Origin of the sequence: Pseudoalteromonas luteoviolacea (assembly GCF_001750165.1) — a bacterium.
Taxonomy (GTDB): Bacteria; Pseudomonadota; Gammaproteobacteria; order Enterobacterales; family Alteromonadaceae; genus Pseudoalteromonas; species Pseudoalteromonas luteoviolacea_G.
In genome coordinates this window covers 3,438,863-3,463,906 of sequence record NZ_CP015411.1, presented here as the reverse complement: position 1 = coordinate 3,463,906, position 25,044 = coordinate 3,438,863, and the positions used below count along the sequence as shown (strand labels likewise).

The window sequence follows — 25,044 nt, the reverse complement described above, 5'->3', positions numbered from 1 at the left end:
CTCGCAATTAAGTGTAGCGTTGTTGCAGATGAGACTTAAATAAGCGGGGATCTAACTCACCGCCGGTAGCTTGGATTAGGAGTTCGTTTGTGCTCATGAGGCTCGCATTTTGCCAGACATGTGTATTTAACCAATTATAAATTGCAGAGAAATCTCCGCTCTTGATATGTTCTGACACGTTAATATTTTTGGCCATTGCATGTTTAAATTGAGCGGCATACATTGCACCTAGCGTGTAGCTCGGGAAGTAGCCAAAACTGCCATCTGTCCAATGGATGTCTTGCATGCAGCCATCTTTGTAATTGTCTTTTGTAGAAATGCCCAGTAACTGCGACATCTTTAAATCCCATAGCTCAGGGATGTCTGCGATATCAATCTTTGAGTTCATTAGGTCTCTTTCTATTTGATAGCGTAAAATGATGTGTGCAGGGTAGGTCACTTCGTCTGCATCGACGCGGATCAAGCTGGGCTGAACTCGTTGGAGCTGTGCTTGTAGGTTTTTCGTCGTATTAAGGGATGCATGCTCAGGAAAGTAGTGCGCTGCGCGCTCACTTAGAAGCGCGATAAACTCATTGCTTCTGGCAATTTGCATTTCGTAAAACAGTGATTGAGATTCATGAATACCCATGGAACGCGCTTTGCCGACAGGCAGTTTATTCAGTTCCTTTGGAAGGTTTTGTTCGTAGCAAGCATGCCCTGTCTCATGGATCACGCCCATCATAGCATTAATAAAATCTTTTTCCTCATAGCGTGTAGTTATACGGGTATCTTGACTGGTCCCACCGCAGAATGGATGTACGCTTGTATCCAGTCGGCCGTGATTAAAATCAAACCCAACCAGTGTCATCAGCTCGTGGGCAAGCTGTTCTTGTTTTAGTATGGGATATGTTGCATGTGTGGTGGGGTTATTGTCTGTACTTGCAGTCCGGATCAGGTCAGGTAGCCATGAGATGACATCACTAAATAGGAGATCTACCTGAGCGCTTCGCATACCGGGCTCATAGATATCTAACATGGCATCATAAGGTGTAAGCTCTGATGCAGCTGCACGTACCTGTGCTTCCTCTTGACTAAGTGCGACAACAGGTTCGAAATTTTTGACAAATCCTAGCCAGTCATTTTCTCCCCTTTGAGTACGCCACTGATGCTCACATTTTGCGCCTGCAAGGCTCTTTGCTTTGACAAGCTCAGGTGGTAAAACAGTTTTCATCTGCCATACCCTAAACATTTCACGTACGCTAGCTTGCTGTGAAAGTGTTAATTCTTCATCTCTAGCGTTGTCAAAAAGTTCTGCCAATTGAGGAGCGCTATGCAAGGTATGAAGGTGCACTGCTAATTCTGCCATCGCTTCTGCTCGGCTATCAGAGCCTCCAGAAGGCATCATGGTTGCCTGATCCCAGCTGCATACAGCGCTGAGATGTTCAAAGTTATGAATTATTCGATAATGCTCGACTAGTTTTTGATAACTTTTGCTTACCATTACTTTATTTCCTCTGCGACTTCAGCAATTTTCTGTCTTAGCCAAACGTGGCTTGCATCTCTATGCAGTAATGGGCTCCAAATCATATCCAGCTCAAATGGTGGGATAGGGAAAGGTGGTTCTAGAATGGCTAATGAAGCATCATCTCTATATATATTCGCAGCTTTTGAGGGAAGTGTGGCAATCAGATTCTGTTCTTTTGCTAGGTGAATGGCGACATGGTAATTTCGTGTAAAAGTAGCAATATTACGGTGCTTTCCGAAGTTCGAAAGTGCCTCATCAACCCAACCTAATTTTTGTACATCTTCGGGGTTCATTCCTACTCCGACCCCAAATCCAGTTTTGCTTACCCATATGTGGCGAGCGTTTAAGTAGGCATCTAGCGTAAAATCTTCTTTGATTGGGTTATCGGATTTTACGAGGCAACTAAAGCTGTCTTTCCAAATTTGTTTGTAGTGAAAAGATTGTGGCAGATTTTCAAAGCGGTTTATTGCCATGTCAACTTTGCCATTCTCAACATCGTGAAAGGTAACATCACTGGGAGTGAGGATATCAAGCGTCGTATCAGGCGCTTCATTGTGCAATTTAGCCAGTAATTTAGGCGCAAGTGTACTTGCGGCATAATCGCTAGCCATAATTCTAAATACACGTTTACTCTGTTTTGCTTCAAATTCTCTATTAGGCGCTAACGTTTCTTCTAACGTCATCAGAATACCGCGTATGACTGGCTGTAGTTCAAGTGCTCGCTCAGTTGGTACCATGCCCTCGCTAGTGCGAACTAAAATGGGGTCGTTGAATAAATTACGGAGTCGTTTCAGACCGTTACTCATGGCTGGCTGTGTAATACTTAGCTGATTAGCTGCACGTGTTACATTACACTCTCTGAGAAGGGTGTCTAAGTATACAAGCAAGTTAAGGTCGATTTTACTAATATTCACAATGTTCCTTTCTTGTTATTGTGATGTCCAAACCGCTGCTGTTGAGGGTACGGATAAACATGTTTCGTGATGTGTTGTCTTATATCCTTTTGAACATTTTTCCAGTATGTTGGTGTTAAAAGTTCAGGATGGAAACGTTTGAAAGCAGCCTTGAGTTTAGGGTTTGTCAGTACAAATGTACACATCTGCTCGGGAAATACATCGTTAGGCGCACAAGAGAGGGTGCTCTGTCCAGAATACAAATCGTCAAGCGATGTTTCAGGTAATGCTTTAAAACACATTTCAGTAAGATATTGTACTTCATCATAATCATAAAAGATCACGCGATGATGGCGGCTAACACCAAAGTTTTTCAGCAGCATATCACCTGGGAAAATATTAACTTGTAGCATTTCTTTGATGGCATCTCCATAGTCTTTTATTACATGCTCAATTTGCTCATCAGTTGCATCTTGTATATAGAGATTGAGCGGAGTGATGCGTCTTTCAATGTATAGGTGTTTGATGGTAATGAATTCGTCATCTTCTATGATACTTTGCGCTATTTTTTCCTTAATCATTTGTAAAAGCTGAGCGTCAATACGGTCTTTTGCGATCACAACATTTGAGTATTCAAGTGTGTCTGCCATACGGCCAACCCGATCATGATTTTTGACTAATTGGTATCTGGCTAAGACAGTGTCTCTACCAAAAGGTTTGCTCGGAGCAAACTGATCTTTGATAACTTTAAATACATAAGGGAAGGAGGGCAATGTAAACACAAGCATCACCATACCTGGCGTACCAGGTGCGATTGAAAAGCGCTCCTTATGGGTGTTTTGATGTCGTAAAAATGCGCGATAAAACTCTGTTTTACCATGCTTATGAAATCCTACAGAGTTGTATAGTTCGGCGGGGGTTTTACTCGGCATAAGCTGGTTTAAAAACCTCACCAATGCGGACGGTGCATGGGTTTCAATCAAGAAATAGGCTCGGGCAAAACCAAAGATGACACTCATTTGTGATGCATGTGTGATTAAGGCGTCTATTTTTAGCTTCCCTGTACTGTGATGTAGTAGTGCAACAATAAAAGGCTGTACACCAGAACAAGAAACGACTCGCCCCACTATGTAGGCACTTTTATTGCGGTAAAAAGGCGATTTAAGTATGTCAAAACGCATTTTAAAGTGCTGGTGGTGCGTATCTGGTGCTTGTTTTAAGAAAGCTTTTTGCAGGAGTCTAATATCTAGCTTAAAGTCGTAGAACTCACCTAGCAACCCTGTATCTGATATGATCTTCTCAATAGTTTTCTGCAACCCCTCTACAACAGGAAAATAACTTCGATACTCGGCTTCCTCAGGCAGCTGTGAATCTGTCGACTGTGCACTGTCAACAAAGATAAAGTCGTTGTTAAAGTAATTATGGTGGAAAAGGTGACAAAACACAGAATTGTAGAATGTTTCGGCGAGCTCTGCTTGAGGATGGAATACAAGAAACTCAATATATGCTTGCTTAACTTGGTACCATAAGTTGTTATTTATCTGGTTGGAGGGGAAGTGAAGTTTGAGAATATTAACAGTTTCTTGTACTCGTTCGTCATAATGACTAATACGTAATTTGCTGATCCGCTCTATGATTGACCACTGCTGTGTTAAAAATGCGCTAGGTATTTTTGCTGTCATTTCCTGAAACATTGAATAATGTTTCTTAAATCCTGAAATAATTAAAAAAGCAATTTCTTGAGGGCCCATGTAGGTTCCTATTAGCGCATTAATAATCCTAAATTTTATTTTTCTAAGGTGTTTATATCTAAACTATTTGTATTTAATGCTTAATGTGTTTTTCAGTCGATAGTTATACTCTAGCTCGAACTATGGGGAATTAGCAAATATTGTCAGCCGATATCACGATAACTTCACAGAGATTTGCCTTGATATTGCTACGCAGGCTAATAGTTTACTACAGAGGTAATAATTTCCAGTGTTTATTGCAGCCGTTTGAGCTTTTTTTCAATCTTAGCGATTTCTTTATTGAGCACTTTAACTCTCTGTAAGTAATCTTTATTAATAGACTTGAGCTGTTTCTTTACGTCTTTGACGGTTGCTTTGCGTTTGTCATCATCCATCAAACGTGTTACTCGTCTCTGCTGCTCTCTTGCTGCTTCATCGCGTTTTCGTCCAAGGATTGCTGCGTGCTGTTTTTTTGCGCGTAAGGCATTTTTAAGATTGTGAATAATTTGCTTACGCTCTATTTCATTGAGCGTTTTAAAGTGTTGCTCTGAGGGGATTTTTGCTTGAGGATCTGAATGCGTTAGTGTGTACTGCTGTGCGCTATTGGAGCATGGATGTTGACTAAAAATAGTGCTCTTATCTGTTACGCACTTATAATATGACACAGTGGTTTTTGCGTCACTATTATTAAAAAACAATAACAAAATTAGAATTAAAGCAAATCTCATAGCAGACGTTTCCTTGTTGTCGCGCAATGTTTAACTATAGACGAAAATAAGATAGATAAGTGGATTAAAATAGATGAATGCGCGAAAAGCACCTAATTAAAGGTTAGGTGCTTTTACTGTAAACTTTTTGAGGGATTTAATGCTTTGCACAAGGAAAGGAATATCCATTTTTTGTTCAATTGGGAAGCCTTCTTTGGCCGATATTTGCTTGTGCCTACCATCATGATTAACCAATATAATACGGTCTTTTTTATACGTAATTAAGACCCCTTGTGAATAATTTACACCTTGGTTCAATTCGCTTTCACCCACAACATTTCCTATCATAGTCTGTTCGGCAAGGGAACCGCATTCAAAATGTTTGTCTAACAAAGTCACCATAATATCTGTACCTTGCATAAGTCCTTTGTGGTCAGAAAAATAAGGCAAGTTTGTGTGTAATGTAGTTTGTGAGACAATTTCATTCCCTAATGGGGGTTCTATAATAATAAATGAAGTATCTCCAGTTAATTTTGGCAGTTCAGAGATAAAGTGAAATCTAACCTTACTATTATCAGTTTGATGATTGAGGTAGTCAAAAGTACTCTCAGACGCAACGGATAACACGTTATTGATGTTCCAGACGGGCGGTAAATTTTGTTCCGTGATGGTATTTCGATAATAAGCTGGCAAGCCATATATTAAATTAAAAGCATGATCCTTTGTATCAGTTGGCACCAATAGTTGTGAGTGACTAATCACTGTTTCATCTTGAAGTGTAGGGGTATCTTTTAATACGGTATCGAGTACAAAAATATCTACTGCTGGTGCATTAAACTCACAAGACTGGACATTCTTTGGTGGATTAAAATGGGTTGTTGCATTTTCTAAGCGAACAGTTCTCGCTTGCTCATATTCATTTAAATCTAGTAACTCATGTCTAGCAAGTAAGGTTTTTGCCGTTGTAGGGTAGGATAACGGTAGAACATTATCTTGCTTTGTTACGTCAAAATAATTGTTTGCATCTGCCCATACATGCATTAAATGACTCGTCGCAAAGCACGTCACCAAGAAAGCGGTTGCTTGCTTCGGAAATTTATAAGACTTTAGTTTTTCTAAATGATGCCACGCGTGATTGCCAACAACTAACTCAAAACCAAAAATAGCTGAAAACCCAAGGAGTATTAGTGCACCCGTAAGTACTGACATGCCATTTAGCATACCAATCAAAAGAGTGATTATTTCAGGCAAAGTTTGAAAGCTTAAGTGGTAACCATGTTGGTAATATACAAATGCATCGAGACATAGTATGGATATGCCAAATGTTGCAATAAGTGCTGCCATTCCACGAATATGCCGCGGATAAGGGAATACTAAACTGAGTGGAAACACGGTTAATACAAACGCACAAAACGTAATAAAGCTTGTATGACTGACCCAGGTAACAAGCATATATACCCAGCCAAGCACACTACTAGGTGCTGCATCTGCCGCTAAATAAGCCAGTGCAATAATAAGCACCAGCCCTATGTTAGCAAAGGTAAACCAGTGTCCCCAACTTAGCAGTTGACTTACTTTAGAAGAAAAAGGACTGTGTGGTGTTAGATTCATTCCGTTACTTTACCGATTGAGTAAGCGCCTTCGCAAAATTTTCTGTGACGTCTTGTCTTTTACTCTCTGGCACATGCTCTTTTAAGATGTGCGTGATAGAATTTCCTAAACACATTAAACTTAAGTCGACAGGTGCTTTGTGCTCTTGAAGTACATTGATTAAACTATCAACAATTTGTTCTACTTGTTCATTGGAATATTTAGACTGAATTGGCATCGGTTGGTTCAAATTAATATAGTTACAATTCTTCATATTCTAACACCAGAGGCGTTAAAAACAAAGATGAGCATTGAGGTGAAAAAGCTTGTTGTACATTATGTAGACAAGCAAGACGAAGAAACGCAAATCCATTTACGTGAAGACGAAATGGTCATTAATGATCGGGTCAATGTTTTTATTGAGCAATTGCATCACGCATATAATGGAAAACCAGGAAAAGGGTTTTGTGCGTTCGATGGTGATAAAAACAGTACAGTTGCATCAGCAATGCAAAGCTACCGTAATAATGAGCTTGGCTTTTGGCACTTGACACAACAGGCAACTGAAGTGTTAAAAGAGGAGCTCAATAAATATGCGTTTCATGAAACTGGTTATTTAGTTTTTTGTCATTATCAATATGTCGGCTGCGATTATATGTTAATAGCCCAAATTAGCATTAAAGAGCACTATTCTATTACGTCAGAGCTAGATCTAGCGAGTTCACGACATTTGGATATCTCTAGGATGCAGTTAGCTGCACGTATTGATTTAACAGCATGGGATACTCAGGCTGAAGAAAATCGCTATATCTCCTTTATTAAAGGCCGTGCTGGGCGAAAAGTGGCTGACTTTTTCTTAGACTTTTTGGGCTGTGCCGAGGGCGTAGATCCTAAGCAGCAGTCTCAGACTATGCTACATGCAGTAGAGGATTACTTGGCTGAGCAGCAATTTGAAAAAGCTGAAAAAGATGTGATTAGAAAAGAGGTATTCGATTATTGTAACGACTGTATCAACAGTGGGGAAGACGCTGATATCGAAGGCTTATCTGACACATTATCAAAATCCTCAGATGTTCAATTTGAAGACTTTTATAAAGAGCAAGGCTATGAGCTCGAAGAGTCATTTCCGCTTGATAAAAAGACGGTGACAGCCATGGTGAAGTTTTCAGGTATGGGTGGCGGAGTAAGTGTGGGGTTCGAACGTAAGCACTTAGGCGAGCGAGTGATCTATGATCCTGTTAGCGACACTTTAACGATCAAAGGTGTACCACCCAATTTAAAAGATCAGCTAGAAAAATATTCTCAAGAAAATTAACAAAGCCTTGATGAAGTGACGTTACAAAGTTGGACTCATTTCTAAGTGGTAAAAAAGGCCTGATTTCAATGCTGCATTGAGTTCAGGCCTGCTTAGTTGTAACAGAACTAAGCGTTTAGTTAGGGTTTTCCTGTTACAAGGAAGTGTGCTAATTGCTGACCTAATTTATCCGACAGCTTGCCCATAGCATTACTTTTGGCTGTGTCTTCAAAGCTTGAAGCACCTTTCACCTTAGCATTGAAGTGAGCTTTTTCTTCGCCTTGTTCTTTAACCACAAGATAGCTTTCCGCAAGGCTGTAGTACGTCCCTGATTTTTTCATATTTTGCCAATCAACACGGAAGCTTAAATCGAAATCAGCGTTTTGGTTTGTGATTTTAATCCCTTGGCTGGTCAGTGCTTTTGCAAGCATATCTCTGACTTTTAGGTGTTTGTTACTGTCTGTATTAATACTGAAGCTAATGTCATTTAATAGTGCATCGGCCAATTCCAGTTTGGTACGTACAGGATTTGGCATACTGACATGCGCAGCTTGAAGCATTTGCAAGTAGTTGTTGTACTTATCTCGCTTCACCCCCAGTTCTTTTAACGCTACTGCGTTTTTCATTGCCAAACTCTTACTTTGCGTAGGAGATAACTGGAAGTGACCGATCTCGTTATCGATGGCGTTAATTGACAGCTCAGTTTGCATAACGGCTTCAGTACGATTAAATGCTGCCAATGCGTACAGTGTTTTATTGTCAGCGCTGATATATTCATCTTCTATCTTTACCCCTTGTAATTGGATATTGGGTACTTGTGATTGAATATATTCGTCAATATGAAATGTCATCGATTTATTGTCTGCTTGTTGACTGATCGTCGTATTAGCGGATATCGTGACATTTAGCTGTTTTGCTAATGCTAAGCGGGCGGACTCTTGGGCCGCGAGTTTAGCTTGCTGCAAATCGCCTGTATTGTGCGCGCTTCCAACTCCATACACCATATAACTAGAAGCGGGCGTTACAGAGATCCACTGAGGCGTAGCAATTTGTTGCACTTGGCTTGCGGAGTTGCTTTGACAACCTGCCAAAAAAGCAGCAGTGATAAATGTCGCTAATAGCGGTTTAGAAGCCAAAACGTGAACGTTCCTGTAGTTTCTGTATTTTCTTCTGTCCATTCCATACCTCACGGTTTGTAGTCATGTCTATTAAGCGCAAGTCAACTTGATAAAACGTGACACGATCACCACCTTGCTCATCAACGAAAGAGTTGATAGTGCCTGAAAGTGCATAATCAGCGCCGTATTCTTGCCCCATTTCATTTTGAGTTTCTAGACTTGAGTTCAGCTCTTGGTCCTTTCTCTCTTCACGTATTTCGCGACGTACATCTTTGTTTGCTACGAAATCTGCTTGACCGCTACGCAGTATTGAACGTTTTAAATCATTCAAAAAAGTATCTACAGCGATGTGCTGATGCGATTTGTTGCGTACCGATTGGATGATAATAGCAGGTTTAGAGCCCTCTCTTTGTAAGTGATCGTTTACCCATGGAAAACTTAACATGTCATTGATCATGGCTTCAGCAACGAGTTGAGAGTCCTTTGCATTCCACTTGTCAGATAATGCAACCTCTTGATTTGCATCAACTCGCTGAACTTTGGTTGATGAGCAACCAGAAAGAGCAAGCGTACAAGCTACAAATAGTGGAGTAAGTTTTAGTAAGGTCTTATTACATTTCATAACAATTTTTCCATTATAAAAAAGTTGAATCCGTGGTTTGAGTACGCGTTTGATTGAGAAAAGTACGCGTATGCCAAAGCGTAATATCATCGACTATGCGTATCGTTTCAGTTTGTTCGATTACTTGTCCCGATGATAAATGTGTCTTGAGTGTAATTACATGTTCCCCCTTGGTAATTGGGAGCTGAACATAGTTAATTTGTGCAGGTAAGGATTGCCATTGCCTTAAATCAGCAGAGGCCGTCACCGCGTTGACAACCGAAGTCGCGAGTTTTGCAAACCCTGAAAATGAAGTATCCAAACCGGTTGCTGAAATTGCTTTTTGCGCGGTCATCGCTTTAACTATTTCTCTTGCTAATGCGATCTGAATTTCTGAGTTGGCATTATTCAATGCATCTTGCAGTGTGAGTAAGCTTACAGAGTAGATTTTATCTAAATTGGCAACTTTCTGATTTCCAACCCACACTTCAGAGTGATTTATTTGCTGTTGTATCGGTTCCAGATAGGTAACAGAAATACGGCTACCGTATTCAAGTGCGCTGACAAGCCCCACATCTACAGCATCTTCCCATAATGGCCCTAAGGGAATACGTTTAGTGAGAGCGCCCATGGCAACATCGCCAATATCGCCCGTTGCATAGTTTTGGATCAGGTCAAAGATACTGGTATCCGCATAGAGCATTTGGAACCAACGCATTTGTGCTTGTTGCTCTTGACGTGTTCCCCAAAGTATAGGAGTCATAACCAGCGCTTTTGCTTCTTCATCGATATTTAAAAGCAGATTAAATTGCTTTTTTTGAGGACCGATCCCGATATTTTGCAAAATATTAAGCATGGGTTGAGTGGAAGTTGCGTTATCAATGTTTAACGCTTTTTTTAATTTTGCAACCTCATTAGTGTAGCCGCCTGCGGTTTGCATGACACGGAGTAAGTCAGTTTTTACTTGAGTGATGATGGTATCATCGATGTTGTATTGTTGGGCAAATCCATTTTCAAAAGCTTGTAACGCTCGTTGATATTGAAGCCGAGCTGAATCTAACTCCCCACTGCGTTCAAACAGAATGCCACTTACATAATGTGCGAAAGCATCATCTTTATACTCTATATCTTCAAGCAAATCATTGGGCGCAAACAAGGGTCTCGTTAAGTTATATATTTGTTGAGTTATACTATCTAAACCAGAAAGTTCTTGCTGGCTGCCATAGCCGCCAGTCTTATCTTTCATTCCACTTAAGTATGTATCTAGCTGGCGCATTTCTACAAGTGCGGAGTCAAGGAGTGCTTCACTTCCACTGTTGGATTGATTTGCCAATGCGTTGTAGTTGAGTGCTTTATAAAAATTGATAAGTGGGCGGTGGTATACTTTACCTGCATAAGTGGTATAAGTAGGGCCACTGACTAATGCAAGTGCGCTTTCAGAAATACTAATTGTATATTGCTCTTCTATAATTTGTTGCGCTTGATCTAAAAGCTGGTTGCTGAGTTGGTAGTTACCTTGTAGGTGATTTAGCATACCCAACTCTAAATAGTGCAGGAGTTTGCTTTTACCTGTTGCAGAATAATCAGATCTTATTGTTTGTTTGGCAGTTTCAAATTGCCCTTGTTGAGCAAGCAGAATTGCACTCTTATTTGCAGGTGTGCTTTGGCACCCGCTTAACAAGAATGCATAAACTATTGTTAAGAAAGCAAAGTGCGATTTGTTTACTATGTTATTTAGCACATTGACATCCATGACTTGTAAAAAACATGACAGTGACTATACCAATTTATTCAGTTATATTGTCAGCAAGTTTAAGATTTTTTTAGTTTTTTTAAAGAATAAAGTTGTAAAAAATCGTTCTTACAATTTATTACTGTAATTAGTCGAGCCTTTTGATAAATTTATACCATCGCTTTAGGCAATCAATCTCACGAAGGAAAATACCATGAAACTTAAATCGCTACTTACAACTGTGCTTGTTACAGGGATCCTAGCAGGTTGTAGCTCTACACAAGAACAGTCTGCTTCTCAATCAAAAGTAAATATTCCAGATTGGGTTTTAAATCCAACAATTGAGAACGGTATCGCTGCGGCTGATTGTGTTAAATTCTCTGGTAATATTTCAATCGACCAAAAAAGTTCAGTCGCTAATGCTCGACTTGCATTGGCACAGCAAATAGAAACGCGCATTGAGGGTTTGGACAAAACATTTGCAAACCGTACGGATGCTAACGATGATACTACAGTTGGGTCGACATTCAGTTCGGTATCAAAACAACTTACAAAGCAAACACTTAACGGCTCACGTGTAAATAGAGCAGATGTGGTTGAGATCGGCGGTAAAGACTATTATTGTTCTCTAGTCGTATTATCCCCACAATTAACACAGTCGCTATTCAAAGATGTTATCAAAGAGAGCAAAAAAGAACTCAACCCTCAAGATGAAAAGTTTTTATATCAAGAGTTCAAAGCATATAAAGCTGAAAAGGACTTAGAAAAAGAAATTGCTAGATTGACAAATTAATAAAGCGCGCTCTCAGGCGCGCTTTTTGCTTGTAAGGATTTTAAAGTGAAGAAAGTACTAGCACTAACAATCGCTTCTCAATTCGCACTAGGTACTGCTTATGCAAGTACTGCGACACTTTTTGATGAGTTGTCACAAGAGATGCAGGGTTATGATAGCAAAAAGCAATCTAGCCCTAATTCGAGCTTGGAACAAACTGAATTTGAAAAATTTAAAGCTCAGCATTTGGGTGAATACGAGCAGTTTGTTGAGCAGCATTTAGCAGAGTACGACGCGTTTAGAGATGAATTAATTAAAGAGTGGGGCGAAGCAAAGGTAGCGTCAAAAAGTGAGTATGTAACTTACTCTGAAGATAACCGCGCTCGTCTTGAAGTTGACTTCGAACGCAATGAAGTTGTTTTGAGTATTCGTCATGAAGGCGCAGGTGCACCATCAAAGTCTGAGATACAACGTGAGTTTGAACGCTTCAGGCAGTCTGAAAGTGCTTTAATGCAAAGTTTTTTTAATGGTGATAATGCATCTCTAGATAAAGCGACTATTCAAGACTATGAAATAGATAGAAATTTGAAAGTTAATGCTATCATCGATGCAAAAGCGAAAATAAAGCAACAAACTCTTGAGCAAAAGCAACTATTAGAAAAAAAAGCGGACGATCGGTTGGCGTTGCCAGATTCGAGTGAAGTTGAGGTAGAAGGCAAGCTTGTTAAAGACAAGGCTAAACTAGAGCAACTTGAAGTCAAACGTATACAAAATCTTGCGCAATCTGTGAGGCAAATTGCAGGGAAAAATGACGGAAAAGTCACGAAAGTGACGATTAAGCTGCCTCAGGGAAGTCTGGCCAAAAAGCGAGCTTCAAATTACACAGAGAATATTGCCAAGCACAGTGAACGATTCGAGATTGAGCCAAGCTTGGTATTGGCGGTAATGCACACAGAGAGCCACTTTAACCCACTTGCGAAATCGCATATTCCTGCCTACGGCTTAATGCAGGTTGTACCAACCAGCGCTGGCGTTGATGTTAATCGCTTTTTATTTAAGATTGATGCGCCTATGAGTGCACCATATTTGTATGTGGTGAATAATAATATTGAAGCTGGTACTGCGTATCTGCATTTATTAAATGACAGATATCTAAGTCAGATAAAGGATCCTTTAAGTAGAAAGTACTGCATGATTGCAGCTTACAATACAGGCGCGGGAAATGTCGCGAGAGTTTTCAATACGAACAATTCTCGGAATATTCGCGCTGCGGCCAAAGTGATTAACTCTTTGCCTCCAGAGCGCGTTTTAGAGGCACTGCAAACAGGATTACCTTATGATGAGACTAAGCACTATCTTAAAAAGGTATTAACGGCCGAAAAACTATATATTTAAGCTGAAGACAGTAGCAAGTTGACTTGCTACTGTCATATGCTGAGTGTATACCTGACCTGACCTGACCTGACCTGACCTGACCTGACCTGACCTGACCTGACCTGACTGACCGAGTTTGAATTAAAGAAACGCAAAGTGGCCCGCTTAAAAAGAGGTAAAAAAAACCAGTCAATAATGACTGGTTTTCATATTTACGAACATCTTTCAGACTTTTATTCAACCGCTTGCGGAGATGCCATTTGAGCACTTGCTCGGGCAGTCGGTGATTTGGAGCCCGCTCCTAGGCCACTAGGCTTAATGACAGCTCTGAGTTCGTTAGGCATCGCCTTAGGAGCTGCTACGTTTACTAACGTGTCTGTAGACCTGGCTTTAGTCATAGGTGATGCTGATGTACAGTTATAACGCGTACGACTACATGCAACAGGTTCAGATTCTGCGACAGGTGCAGGCTCTGCGACAGGTGCAGGCTCTGCGACAGGTGCAGCCTCTGCCACAGGTGCAGCCTCTGCGACAGGTGCAGCCTCTGCGACAGGTGCAGCCTCTGCGACAGGTGCAGCCTCTGCGACAGGTGCAGCCTCTGCGACAGGTGCAGCCTCTGCGACAGGTGCAGCCTCTGCCACAGGTGCAGCCTCTGCGACAGGTGCAGCCTCTGCGACAGGTGCAGGCTCTGCGACAGGTGCAGTCTCTGCCACAGGTGCAGGTTCTGCGACAGATGCAGGCTCTGCGACAGATGCAGGCTCTGCGATAGGTGCAGGTTCTACGACAGGTGCAGGTTCTACGACAGGTGCAGGTTCTACGACAGATGCAGCCTCTGCGACAGGTGCAGGTTCTGCGACAGGTGCAGGCTCTGCGACAGGTACAGGTTCTGCGACAGGTGCAGGTTCTGTAATAGGTGTTTGCTCGGTCAACGGGGCTGACTCAATCACGGGAACTTGACCTGCTAGAGGTGCTTGTTCAATCGTTTTAGTCTCACTAGAGCGCTGCTGTGCTTCAAATTCAGCCGCTGCTTGATCTGCAACTGGCACAAAAGCAGGGGCAGATTGACGATTTGCTGATTCACCGCGTTTACGTCTTTGTCCAGCCGCTCTTAGGTGACGAGGAGAACGTCTTGAACGAGTTTTTGCCTCACGCTTATCTGGATCTGCCTCTTCAGCATGCTCAGCGACAGTTGCGACAATCTCTGCTTGCTCATGCTGTTCATCACTGATAGTTGATTGAACAGGAGCTTCAGCTTTGTCCGACGTTTCCGTAGCGGCATGCTTCACTTCTTCAACGACTGGTGCTTCTTCAACAGGTTTAACTGATTTTTCGATGCGTACAGTCTCGACAGGTACTTGAGGGTCTTCTGTTGCAACGGCTTCTTGAGTCGCTTCAACTTGATTTTCGACACGTACTTTCTTACGCAAGTTACGACGTTGGCGACGTTGCTTAACAGGCTTTTCCTTTTGTTCCTGCTGAGTATCTTGTTTTTGATTCTCATTGCTAACATTCTGCTGCTTATCAGAATCTACACGCTTGCGGTTGTTCTGACGGCGTCGCTTGTTACGATTTTCAGAACGTTCTTGGTTATCTGAACGATCTTTGTCTTCGCCTTTTCCTTGGTTGTCGTTAGTATTTATCTCTTTTTGAGCATCACTACGTCCACGACCTTTACGTCTTTGATTGCGACGACGGTTATCTTGTTTACCACGACGCTTCGGTTGCTGCTTCTTCTCATCTTCTTTAGGTTGCTCCTCTTCAGCAGAGAATAAGCCTTTTAACCAATTACTTACTCGCGTTAGTAAACTAGGTGCTTGCTCAGCCTTTTTATCAGCCGCTGGCTTTGGTGCTTTCTCTACTTCTGGCTGAGATGCAGGAGCTGGCGCTGAAGGCATTACCACACCCTTTAATACAGGCTCTTCTTTAGGCGTTACCTGCGTCATTTGCACTTCTACAACATCAGCTTCAGGCTCTGCTACTTGCTCATAGCTAGCAAGTTCAGGCACATCATCTTTACGTAAGCGAATGACTTCGTAGTGAGGCGTTTCTAAGTGTTGATTTGGAATGATTACAACGTGACAGTTATGTCTTTTCTCAATACGCTGCACCGCACGACGCTTTTCATTAAGTAAGAACGAGCCAACTTTTACAGGGACTTGAGCATTTACCTGCGCAGTATTCTCTTTAATCGCTTCTTCTTCAATTAATCTTAAAATTGATAGTGCGATGGACTCGTTCGAGCGGATCGTGCCTTGGCCACTACAACGTGGACATGTATGCTGGCTCGCTTCGCCAAGAGATGGACGCAAGCGTTGGCGAGACATTTCTAATAAACCAAATCGTGAAATCTTACCGATTTGGACTCGTGCTCTGTCTGCTCTAACTGCTTCTTTTAAGCGATTTTCAACTTCACGCTGGTGCCGTGGAGGTGTCATATCGATGAAATCAATGACAATAAGTCCACCAAGATCTCGAAGTCTTAACTGTCTGGCAATTTCATCTGCGGCTTCTAAGTTTGTATTCAGAGCCGTTTCTTCGATATCACCGCCTTTTGTCGCCTTAGATGAGTTGATATCTATAGAAGTTAGCGCTTCAGTCGGGTCTATGACAATCGAGCCACCAGAAGGCAGGCGTACTTCGCGTTGGAACGCAGACTCAATTTGACTTTCAATTTGGTAGTGCGTGAAAAGAGGCACATCATTTTTGTACAGTTTCACACGATTTATGAAGTCAGGTCTAAAACGCTCGATATGCGCTCTCGCTTCATCGAATACCTTTTGCTTATCAATTAAGATTTCACCAATATCACGGCGAAGGTAATCGCGAATCGCTCTGAAAATAACGTTACTTTCTTGGTGGATTAAAAAAGGAGCTTTGCGACTGTCTGCGGCCTCTTGAATAGCTTGCCAATGTACAAGCAGTGCTTTTAAGTCGTATTCAAGTTCCTCAAATGACTTGCCTACGCCAGCGGTGCGCACGATAAGTCCCATACCCTTTGGTAATTTAAGGCGGCTTAACGCTTCTTTAAGCTCAATGCGCTCGTCACCTTCGATACGGCGTGAAATACCACCGGCTCTCGGGTTATTAGGCATTAGTACTAAATAACTACCAGCAACGCTAATGAAGGTTGTTAATGCTGCCCCTTTTTGTCCACGCTCTTCTTTGTCGACTTGAACAATAACTTCCTGACCTTCTTTGATCACATCTTTGATATTTGGGCGACCGTTAAACGTATAGCCGTCAGGGAAGTATGTTTTAGCGATTTCTTTGAGGGGAAGGAAGCCGTGACGCTCTGCGCCATAATCGACAAAAGCAGCTTCAAGTGAGGGTTCAATACGGGTTATTTTGCCTTTATAAATATTGGCTTTCTTTTGTTCGTGACCAGGGCTCTCTATATCTAAATCGTATAGACGTTGGCCATCAACCAGTGCAACGCGCATTTCTTCTTGCTGCGTCGCATTGATTAGCATGCGTTTCATATTTTCTTATACTCTATTTACTTTATTTATCTTCCCATACTTACATTACGTCGGGGCGATAAAATTCTACTTATACTATTCTTGTGCGCCATTGCAGGCAGTTTAAATGTTCCTGTTACTGATGCAGTCTCACGACTGGGGAGAAGGGAACTTAGTCTGTTTTAACACTTATGCCTGAATCATATTGTCGACGGGTTAAAAAATAGCTTTTACTTTTGCTACAGAACTCGCTCGGGTTAAACACACCCACAAATTTACACAAGACACGATAGTTTTGCTTTTATTTACTCGTACGTCGTGTCTGGCAATTGAAGGATGAACTGTTACACGCTTCACCTTATGCCAATTACACGTAATAATTGTCTTGGGTCGGAGATAAAAGCTTTGGAAATCTTAGCTCTGATCTGTATGATCCTCCACCCAAGATGTGCATCACGACAGTTTATTTGCGATAAAAAAGCAATGCTCGCAAAATTTGCGAGTCGATTATCCCACTAATAACTGTGTGATAGCAACTAAATTATTACTCAAATCAGTGATTAGGCAATGTCAGAAAAGAATGGTTTACAAGTTACCTTTGTAACTATCACCGAAGATCAGTTAGGTCAGCGTATTGATAACTTTTTGGTTACCCACTTAAAAGGTGTACCAAAGAGTGCAGTCTATAAAATTTTGAGAAAGGGCGAAGTGCGCGTTAACAAAAAGCGTGTTAAACCGGTATATAAACTGCAAATTGATGATGTAGTGAGGATCCCGCCGGTTAAAACTGCCGAAAAAACAGAATTTGTTCCTAAGAATTTAGATAGGGTTGCAGGCCTAGAAGACTGCATAATATATGAAGATAAATATCTGATTGTTATAAATAAGCCTTCAGGTATGGCGGTGCATGGCGGGAGTGGCCTGAGTTATGGTTTAATTGAGGCTATCCGTGCGTTAAGACCTCAAGAAAAGTCGCTAGAACTGGTTCACCGCTTAGACCGAGATACATCTGGTTGCCTTTTGATTTCGAAACGACGGGCGGTATTGAAAGGGTTGCATGAGCAGCTACGAGAGAAAACCATGGAGAAAAACTATTGGGCACTCGTAGCAGGTGAGTGGTCTTCAAAACACAAGAATGTGACAGAGCCGCTAAGGAAAAATACTTTAAAATCAGGTGAGCGTGTCGTGCGTGTTGACCATGAAGAAGGAAAAGCATCTCATACTCGTTTTCGCGTATTAGAAAGGTTTAATGGTGCGACGCTAGTTCAAGCGTCTCCTGTAACTGGTCGTACTCATCAAATTCGTGTACATACTCAGTGTAAAGGCCACCCTATCGCATGCGATGATAAATATGGTGATCAAGCATTTGACGCACAAATGCGTGGCAAAGGGCTGGGGCGCTTGTTTCTACATGCACGAGAGCTTCGTTTCTTTCACCCTAAAACAGAGACAACCGTTCACGTTGAAGCACCATTGGATGATGCATTGTCATCGTGTATAAAAACGTTAAGAGCAGAGAATGGATTATAAGTTAGTTATATATGATTGGGATGGCACGGTAATGGATACGGTGCCTAAAATAGTTAACACCATTAATTTAGTCGCAGATAAATATGGATTTGCGAGAGAGACTGAAGAGAAAACCAAAAGCATTATTGGATTGTCACTTGAACATGCATTAGCAACCTTGTTCCCTGCACAGTCAAAAAGAAGTGCTGAACTAGCTGATGCCTATAAAGCGATTTATAGAGATATAGATTGTACGCCTACTGAGCTCTTTGAAGGTGTTGAAAGTGTTATTAAGCAATTATCTGACAATAATATTAAATTGGCCATTGCGACGGGAAAAAGTCGTACAGGGCTTGATAGATTGCTTAGCGAATCGGGGTTAGCACATTATTTTGTCTCTACTCGAACTGCCGATGAAGCCCAATCGAAACCAAATCCGGATATGATACAGCAGATTTTGGCGGAATTAGATGTCGCACCACAAGAAGCTGTCATGATAGGGGACACAACAATTGATATGGATATGGCGGCGAGAGCTGGTGTGGCCGCCGTTGGTGTGACATTTGGTGTTGCAAACGCTGCTGAGCTGCGGGCTTATTCACCAATTCATATTGTCGATGAGTTTGAGCAGTTATTGACTTGCTTGCTCTAGTACATCAACGCCAAACTCCGCCAGCGATTTAGTCAACTCAATAAGTGGAAGGCCTATCAAAGTATTAGGATCTTCCCCTTCTAACTTTTCAAATAAACAAATTCCTAGACCTTCACTTTTAAAACTACCCGCACAATTATATGGCTGTTCGATATCTAAATAGTTAGAAATCTGAGTTTGAGTGAGTTTTCGAAAGTAAACGTTGAATGGCACAACTTTAGAAATACACTTTTGCTCTTCGATATTATATACAGTCAACCCCGTATAAAAGGTGACACATTGCCCGCTAAATAAAGTAAGTTGCTTTATGGCATTTTCTTTATTATGTGGCTTTCCTAAAATTTCATTATTAAATACAGCAACTTGGTCTGAGCCGATAGATAGACCTTGAGAGAAGTGATGGCGAGCGACTTTTGCTTTATCTTCACTTAAGCGCTTTACCAGATCTTGTGGTGACTCTTGCACTAAAGCTGATTCATTTATGTCGGGGGTGAATGTGGAAAAAGCGAGACCAATTTTTTTTAAAATTTGCTGCCTAAATGGTGAGCTAGAGGCTAATATAATAGGTGTTTTCATGAATCTATTTTTATCTGAACTGAGTAATTGAGACAAGGATAAGGGTTAGTCTACGAAAAACAATAGGAAAGTTTATTTTTACTTTGACTAAACCACTAACAATCTATATGATGCAGCCCCTATGCAAAAGGTGAAAATTCCCATCACTCTTGATCCAGGCAGGGCAGCGCAGCGTCGAGCTACTTATGACGGCATTGTGTCGCTTGAAGAACTTTCTCGACTGCAGCAAGTTGTGCAGGATCAGGTAGGTGAAATAGCGGTAACTATTCATTGCGATATTGATCAGCAAGGTTTGGTTGTGATTCGGGGCTCAGCTCGAACACGAGTGACTTTGGTGTGTCAACGTTGTAATGATGAATTAGGGTTGGATTTGGCTCAAGACTTTGCGTATTCGCCAGTCGGATTAGGTGCAGAGTCGGATGATCTTCCAGAAAGCTACGATGTGGTGGAGTTAGATGAAGAAGGTGAAATCAATCTTCAACAATTGATTGAAGATGAATTGATTTTAGCGATTCCTATAGTTCCTATGCATGATGAAGCTTCATGTTCGTTTTCAAATAAGCCAGTGAGCTTTGGCGAAATCGAAACAGAAGAAAGTAAACCAAATCCATTTGAAATTTTAAAACAACTTAAGAAAGATTCTTAGGAGAAGGCTAATGGCGGTACAAAAAAGCAAAGTGACTCGTTCACGTCGTGGCATGCGTCGTTCACACGATGCTATCAGCGGACCAGCTTTAACTGTAGACCAAGTTTCAGGTGAGACTCATCGTCGTCACCACGTAACTGCAGATGGTTACTACAAAGGCGTTAAAGTAATTTCTAAGTAAGAGATTGCTTTATGCTGACTAATCTAACCATCGCGTTAGATATGATGGGGGGCGATTACGGCCCCCGTTCATCTATTCCAGCTGCTATTCTTGCAGTTGATAAATACCCAAATTTAACTTTGTTGTTATGCGGTAATGAAGCTGTATTGCGACAGGCGCTTAGTAAAGAAAATCAATTAAATCATCCCAGACTTATAATAAAACATTGCGATCAAGTCGTCACAAACAACTGCGAACCTGCACACGCACTCAGAAATAAACGTAAGTCTTCAATGCGTATCGCACTTGACCTTGTGAAGTCAGGTCAGGCTCAGGCATGCGTGAGTTCTGGTAATACAGGCGCTTTGCTGTCTATGGCACATTACGTGTTGAAAATGTTGCCAGGTATTAAAAGACCTGCGTTGATCACTTCAATGCCGACAGAACAAAAACACCCAGTATATCTTCTTGATCTAGGTGCAAATGTACTTTGCGATCCTGAAACGTTATTTCAGTTTGCAATTATGGGGTCAATCGTTGCTGGCGAGTCATTAGACAAAGAGCACCCAAAAGTAAGCTTACTCAATATTGGTGCCGAAGATATTAAAGGTCATGAAGGTATCAAACAAGCCGCTAAGCTAATGTCTGAGTGTGAGCATTTAAACTACCAAGGTTATTGCGAAGGCAGCGATATATTCTCTGGTAAGTCAGATGTTATTGTTTGTGAAGGTTTTGTAGGGAATATAGCATTAAAAACTTGCGAGGGAATTGCTAAGTTGATCATGCTAAAATTCACGAAAGCCCTGAAAAAACACTTTTTTTACAAGGTTCTTGCATTTTTACTACGCCCAGTGATAAAAAAACTCTATAAAAAGGTGAACCCCGACCAGTATAACGGTGCAAGTCTGGTAGGATTACGTGGTATTGTCGTAAAAAGTCACGGAAATGCATCGAATAAGGCATTTTTAGCAGCGATTGATGAAGCTGTTAGAGAGATTAACCGACGCATTCCCGAAAAAATACAAACAGCTTTTGAAAAAATGACTGACGTGGAAGAAACGTCCATTAGTTAGCACGTACGCTACACTTTTAGCGAAGTTCGCGGTCGTTCTGATAAAGTTGTTTTTGAATAATCAAATTTAGTCACACTTCGACAATTGGCGTTCTAGGTCTAGTCAGTCATGCTAATTGTAGGTGTTCTAATTTTAAGACGAGTAAAAGAGCATCTTATGTCACAAAAAATTGCTTTACTTTTCCCAGGCCAAGGCTCTCAGAGTGTTGGTATGTTATCAGAGTTATTGGAGTCTTCTGAAGTTGTAAAAAATACCTTCGCTGAGGCTTCTGAAGCGCTGGGGTACGACCTTCAAGATTTAGTATTGAATGGTCCGGAAGAAGAGTTAAATAAAACAGATAAAACGCAACCTGCACTGTTGACTGCTAGTGTTGCAATTTTCCGTCATTGGCAATCGAAAAGTGCTGATGCAGAGTTAGTGCTAGCTGGTCATAGCTTAGGTGAGTACTCAGCGTTGGTATGTGCAGGCGTGTTAGAATTGGCTGCGGCAGTCAAGCTAGTAGAAAAGCGTGGCTTATATATGCAAGAAGCTGTACCAGCAGGCACAGGTTCAATGGCGGCAATTATTGGTTTAGACGATGATGTGATTGCTAAAGTATGTGAAGGCGCTGCGCAAGGTGAAGTTGTTTCTCCTGTTAACTTTAACTCACCTGGTCAAGTAGTTATTGCAGGTCATAAAGACGCTGTTGCACGTGCAAGTGAAGCATGTAAAGAAGCAGGAGCAAAACGTGCACTACCTTTATCTGTAAGTGTGCCGTCTCATTGTGAATTAATGAAGCCTGCTGCTGAGCGTCTAGCTGCTGATCTTGATGCGCTGACATTTTCGGAGCCTAAATATCAAGTAATTAATAACGTCGATGTTGAAGTAGCAAAAAACGCTGCTGAAATAAAAGATGCCTTAGTGAGACAGCTATTTAGCCCGGTTCGTTGGACCGAAACGGTTCAAAAATTAGCTGCGCAGGAAATTACTCAAGCTTATGAGTTTGGTCCAGGTAAAGTACTGACTGGCCTAGCAAAAAGAATCGATAAATCAGTTAAATGTGCTGCTGCTAACGATGTAGCATCAGTTGAAAGTGCAGAATAATAGAGAAGAAAAATGTCAAATATATTTGATCTTAAAGATAAAATTGTATTGGTAACCGGCGCAAGTCGCGGGATTGGTAAGTCTGTGGCACAAACTTTGGTTGCGCAAGGCGCGACGGTACTTGGTACTGCGACGAGTGACTCTGGCGCTGAAAGAATCAGCGAATACTTAGGTGAAAACGGTAAAGGCTACAAGTTAAATGTAACTGAAGTAGAGTCTATCGAAGCTGTATTAAAGCAGATCAAAGCAGATTTTGGCGATATTGATGTATTAGTTAATAACGCTGGTATTACGCGTGATAATTTACTTATGCGCATGAAGGATGATGAGTGGACTGATATAATTGACACTAACTTAAGTGCCATTTATCGTTTATCAAAAGCCGTACTTCGTCCTATGATGAAGAAAAAATCAGGTCGTATTATTAATATTGGCTCTGTTGTTGGTACAATGGGTAATGCTGGTCAAGCTAACTATGCTGCTGCAAAAGCGGGTGTAATTGGTTTTTCTAAGTCACTTGCTCGTGAAGTGGCATCTCGTGGTATTACGGTAAACGTCATCGCACCTGGTTTTATTAAAACAGACATGACTGACGAGCTAACCGAAGATCAAAAAGCAGCGACATTAGCAAATGTACCAGCAGGTCGTTTAGGCCAGCCTGAAGAGATTGCAGCAGCAGTTGCATATCTTGCTTCTGATGCCGCGGCATATATTTCTGGTGAGACATTGCATGTAAATGGTGCGATGTATATGGTGTAAAGATTACAAAATAATTTAAATTTTTGTGATCTTGCCGCAAACAAGCTTGAAATTGCCCTGAAAATAGGCGATAAAGAGTAAAAAAAATTAGTAACAGGTTTGACCAGACAAAAAAGTCTTAGTCAATCCTTGAATCAATACATGATGCGCCGTAAACTACGCCGCAATCTGAAATTAACGCAAAAGCGTTTTAATAAAGGAAAGAAGAATGAGCGACATCCAAGAACGCGTAAAAAAAATCATCGTTGAGCAACTAGGTGTTAAAGAGGAAGAAGTAAAATCAGAAGCTTCTTTCGTAGATGACTTAGGTGCTGACTCTCTTGACACTGTAGAGCTTGTAATGGCTCTAGAAGAAGAGTTCGACACAGAGATCCCTGATGAAGAAGCTGAGAAAATCACTACTGTTCAGGCAGCGATCGACTACGTTACTGCTCACGCTGAGTAATTAACGGATCTGAAGGGCAGCACTCGCTGCCCTCATTCATTCTACCCCCGCAAAATTTCAAATCCCTTTTTGGAGGAAACCGTGGCTAAACGTCGAGTCGTAGTAACTGGCTTAGGTATGTTGACGCCGCTAGGTAATGATGTTCAGTCAACCTGGCAAGGCCTATTAGAAGGTCGTAGTGGCATTTCAAACATTACGCATTTTGATACATCGAGTTTTGGAACTAAGTTTGCTGGCTTAGTTAACGACTTTGATGCGACAGAATACATGTCCAAAAAAGACACAAAAAAAATGGACTTGTTTATTCAATATGGTATCGCAGCAGGTGTCCAAGCATTAAAGGATTCAGGTTTAGAAATCACTGAGCAAAACGCAGCGCGTGTTGGTGTTGCTGTTGGTTCAGGGATTGGTGGATTGACTCTAATCGAAGAGAATCACCACAAATTGATCTCCAGCGGCCCTAGAAAGCTTTCGCCTTTCTATGTGCCTTCTACAATCATCAATATGATCTCAGGACATTTGTCTATCATGCATGGTCTGAGAGGCCCAAACATTTCTATTGTTACGGCGTGTACAACAGGTCTTCATAATATTGGTCATGCAGCGCGTATGATTGCCTATGGTGACGCGGATGCTATGGTTGCTGGCGGTGCTGAGAAAGCTTCTACACCTATTGGTATGGGTGGTTTCAGTGCGGCGCGTGCCTTATCGACTCGCAATGATGATCCTCAAGCTGCATCTCGTCCTTGGGATAAAGACCGTGATGGATTTGTACTAGCTGATGGTGCAGGTGTGATAGTACTGGAAGAGTATGAGCATGCCAAAGCTCGTGGTGCAAAAATTTATGCTGAGCTAGTTGGTTTTGGTATGAGTGGTGATGCTTATCACATGACTTCTCCTCCAGAAGATGGTTCTGGTGCTGCGCTTGCAATGGAAAATGCATTGAACGACGCAGGTGTGAATGCTGAGCAGATTGGTTATATTAATGCGCATGGTACATCGACTCCAGCCGGTGATATTGCCGAAACCTCTGCGGTTAAATCTATTTTTGGCAATGCAGCACAGGATGTAATGGTAAGCTCCTCTAAGTCAATGATGGGTCACTTATTAGGTGCGGCAGGCTCTGTTGAGTCAATAATCAGTATTTTGTCATTGGTAGATCAGAAAGTATCGCCAACGATTAATTTAGATAATCCTGATGAAGGCTGCGATTTAGATTATGTGCCACACACTGCTAGGGATGCGAAATTAGACTATGCATTGTGTAATTCATTCGGCTTTGGCGGTACCAACGGGTCACTGTTATTTAAAAAGATTTAAATCTTTTGATAGTTTGACTAAGCCTGGCAATGCCAGGCTTTTTTATTG

Annotated in this window: 23 protein-coding genes; 12 read left to right on the top strand and 11 right to left on the bottom strand. The window is 41.5% G+C overall.

Translation table 11 applies throughout. From position 1 onward, the window contains the following. Nucleotides 1-7: 7 nt before the first annotated feature. The 6 genes from S4054249_RS14545 to S4054249_RS14520 form a co-directional block, all read right to left on the bottom strand. Nucleotides 8-1,480 (bottom strand): carboxypeptidase M32, encoded by a 1,473-nt coding sequence (locus S4054249_RS14545; RefSeq protein WP_046356066.1) that lies wholly within the window; start codon nucleotides 1,478-1,480, stop codon nucleotides 8-10. Continuing rightward, nucleotides 1,480-2,418: a LysR family transcriptional regulator gene (locus tag S4054249_RS14540; protein ID WP_046356065.1), complete on the bottom strand. Its 939-nt coding sequence runs from the start codon at nucleotides 2,416-2,418 to the stop codon at nucleotides 1,480-1,482. Before S4054249_RS14540 ends, S4054249_RS14545 begins: the two co-directional genes overlap by 1 nt. Continuing rightward, entirely contained in the window at nucleotides 2,415-4,148 is a 1,734-nt protein-coding gene (gene aceK / locus S4054249_RS14535) for a bifunctional isocitrate dehydrogenase kinase/phosphatase (protein ID WP_046356064.1), read from the bottom strand. Before aceK ends, S4054249_RS14540 begins: the two co-directional genes overlap by 4 nt. A gap of 233 nt (nucleotides 4,149-4,381) precedes the next feature. Beyond that, on the bottom strand, nucleotides 4,382-4,855 hold the full coding sequence (locus S4054249_RS14530) for a hypothetical protein (protein WP_046356063.1): 474 nt from the start codon (nucleotides 4,853-4,855) through the stop codon (nucleotides 4,382-4,384). 96 nt (nucleotides 4,856-4,951) lie between these two features. Then, nucleotides 4,952-6,445 carry a DUF3413 domain-containing protein gene (locus tag S4054249_RS14525; protein WP_046356062.1) on the bottom strand — a complete coding sequence of 498 codons (1,494 nt, stop codon included), beginning with the start codon at nucleotides 6,443-6,445 and terminating at the stop codon, nucleotides 4,952-4,954. Nucleotides 6,446-6,449: 4 nt separating this feature from the next. Beyond that, the gene (locus S4054249_RS14520) at nucleotides 6,450-6,662 is read right to left on the bottom strand and encodes a DUF1414 domain-containing protein (RefSeq protein ID WP_046356082.1); all 213 of its coding nucleotides are present in this window, start codon (nucleotides 6,660-6,662) and stop codon (nucleotides 6,450-6,452) included. 66 nt (nucleotides 6,663-6,728) lie between these two features. Between S4054249_RS14520 and yejK the strand changes: the two genes are divergently transcribed. After that, nucleotides 6,729-7,739 (top strand): nucleoid-associated protein YejK, encoded by a 1,011-nt coding sequence (gene yejK, locus S4054249_RS14515; protein ID WP_046356061.1) that lies wholly within the window; start codon nucleotides 6,729-6,731, stop codon nucleotides 7,737-7,739. Nucleotides 7,740-7,858: 119 nt separating this feature from the next. On the opposite strand, the gene S4054249_RS14510 is transcribed toward yejK, so the two are convergent. The 3 genes from S4054249_RS14510 to S4054249_RS14500 are packed head-to-tail and all read right to left on the bottom strand — an operon-like array spanning nucleotide 7,859 to nucleotide 11,178. Continuing rightward, a complete protein-coding gene (locus S4054249_RS14510) occupies nucleotides 7,859-8,854 on the bottom strand; it encodes an LPP20 family lipoprotein (RefSeq protein WP_046356060.1) in 996 nt (331 codons plus the stop codon). Beyond that, nucleotides 8,844-9,458 (bottom strand): penicillin-binding protein activator LpoB, encoded by a 615-nt coding sequence (locus S4054249_RS14505; protein ID WP_046356059.1) that lies wholly within the window; start codon nucleotides 9,456-9,458, stop codon nucleotides 8,844-8,846. The genes S4054249_RS14510 and S4054249_RS14505 overlap by 11 nt, the downstream gene beginning before the upstream one ends. Before the next feature lie 13 nt (nucleotides 9,459-9,471). Then, nucleotides 9,472-11,178 (bottom strand): hypothetical protein, encoded by a 1,707-nt coding sequence (locus S4054249_RS14500; RefSeq protein ID WP_230851859.1) that lies wholly within the window; start codon nucleotides 11,176-11,178, stop codon nucleotides 9,472-9,474. A gap of 205 nt (nucleotides 11,179-11,383) precedes the next feature. On the opposite strand from S4054249_RS14500, the gene S4054249_RS14495 reads away from it, so the two are divergent. After that, on the top strand, nucleotides 11,384-11,962 hold the full coding sequence (locus S4054249_RS14495) for an LPP20 family lipoprotein (protein ID WP_046356058.1): 579 nt from the start codon (nucleotides 11,384-11,386) through the stop codon (nucleotides 11,960-11,962). Between the two features lie 45 nt (nucleotides 11,963-12,007). After that, nucleotides 12,008-13,336 (top strand): murein transglycosylase domain-containing protein, encoded by a 1,329-nt coding sequence (locus S4054249_RS14490; RefSeq protein WP_046356057.1) that lies wholly within the window; start codon nucleotides 12,008-12,010, stop codon nucleotides 13,334-13,336. Nucleotides 13,337-13,548: 212 nt separating this feature from the next. Here the strand turns inward: S4054249_RS14490 and rne are convergent, their stop codons facing one another. Then, the gene (rne, locus tag S4054249_RS14485) at nucleotides 13,549-16,794 is read right to left on the bottom strand and encodes a ribonuclease E (protein WP_069949073.1); all 3,246 of its coding nucleotides are present in this window, start codon (nucleotides 16,792-16,794) and stop codon (nucleotides 13,549-13,551) included. Between the two features lie 546 nt (nucleotides 16,795-17,340). Between rne and rluC the strand changes: the two genes are divergently transcribed. Both rluC and S4054249_RS14475 read left to right on the top strand, forming a co-directional pair. Continuing rightward, a complete protein-coding gene (rluC, locus tag S4054249_RS14480; protein ID WP_046358586.1) occupies nucleotides 17,341-18,303 on the top strand; it encodes a 23S rRNA pseudouridine(955/2504/2580) synthase RluC in 963 nt (320 codons plus the stop codon). After that, nucleotides 18,293-18,934 (top strand): HAD-IA family hydrolase, encoded by a 642-nt coding sequence (locus S4054249_RS14475; protein WP_046358587.1) that lies wholly within the window; start codon nucleotides 18,293-18,295, stop codon nucleotides 18,932-18,934. The genes rluC and S4054249_RS14475 overlap by 11 nt, the downstream gene beginning before the upstream one ends. Here S4054249_RS14475 and S4054249_RS14470 read toward each other — a convergent pair. After that, nucleotides 18,914-19,510 carry a Maf family protein gene (locus tag S4054249_RS14470; RefSeq protein WP_046358588.1) on the bottom strand — a complete coding sequence of 199 codons (597 nt, stop codon included), beginning with the start codon at nucleotides 19,508-19,510 and terminating at the stop codon, nucleotides 18,914-18,916. The genes S4054249_RS14475 and S4054249_RS14470 overlap by 21 nt on opposite strands. A gap of 121 nt (nucleotides 19,511-19,631) precedes the next feature. On the opposite strand from S4054249_RS14470, the gene yceD reads away from it, so the two are divergent. From yceD to fabF, 7 genes are all read left to right on the top strand, one after another. Next, a complete protein-coding gene (yceD, locus tag S4054249_RS14465) occupies nucleotides 19,632-20,156 on the top strand; it encodes a 23S rRNA accumulation protein YceD (RefSeq protein WP_046358589.1) in 525 nt (174 codons plus the stop codon). Between the two features lie 10 nt (nucleotides 20,157-20,166). After that, nucleotides 20,167-20,337, top strand: a complete 171-nt coding sequence (gene rpmF, locus S4054249_RS14460; protein WP_023400289.1) for a 50S ribosomal protein L32 — start codon at nucleotides 20,167-20,169, stop codon at nucleotides 20,335-20,337. A gap of 11 nt (nucleotides 20,338-20,348) precedes the next feature. Continuing rightward, on the top strand, nucleotides 20,349-21,389 hold the full coding sequence (gene plsX, locus S4054249_RS14455; RefSeq protein ID WP_046358590.1) for a phosphate acyltransferase PlsX: 1,041 nt from the start codon (nucleotides 20,349-20,351) through the stop codon (nucleotides 21,387-21,389). Nucleotides 21,390-21,545: 156 nt separating this feature from the next. Then, nucleotides 21,546-22,472 (top strand): ACP S-malonyltransferase, encoded by a 927-nt coding sequence (gene fabD, locus S4054249_RS14450; RefSeq protein WP_046358591.1) that lies wholly within the window; start codon nucleotides 21,546-21,548, stop codon nucleotides 22,470-22,472. A 12-nt stretch (nucleotides 22,473-22,484) separates the two neighbouring features. Continuing rightward, nucleotides 22,485-23,231, top strand: coding sequence for a 3-oxoacyl-ACP reductase FabG (fabG, locus tag S4054249_RS14445; RefSeq protein WP_046358592.1), 747 nt, complete (start codon nucleotides 22,485-22,487; stop codon nucleotides 23,229-23,231). A gap of 208 nt (nucleotides 23,232-23,439) precedes the next feature. Next, nucleotides 23,440-23,676: an acyl carrier protein gene (acpP, locus tag S4054249_RS14440; RefSeq protein ID WP_010374019.1), complete on the top strand. Its 237-nt coding sequence runs from the start codon at nucleotides 23,440-23,442 to the stop codon at nucleotides 23,674-23,676. An 81-nt stretch (nucleotides 23,677-23,757) separates the two neighbouring features. Continuing rightward, nucleotides 23,758-24,996, top strand: a complete 1,239-nt coding sequence (fabF, locus tag S4054249_RS14435; protein ID WP_046358593.1) for a beta-ketoacyl-ACP synthase II — start codon at nucleotides 23,758-23,760, stop codon at nucleotides 24,994-24,996. The last annotated feature ends 48 nt before the right edge of the window (nucleotides 24,997-25,044 follow it).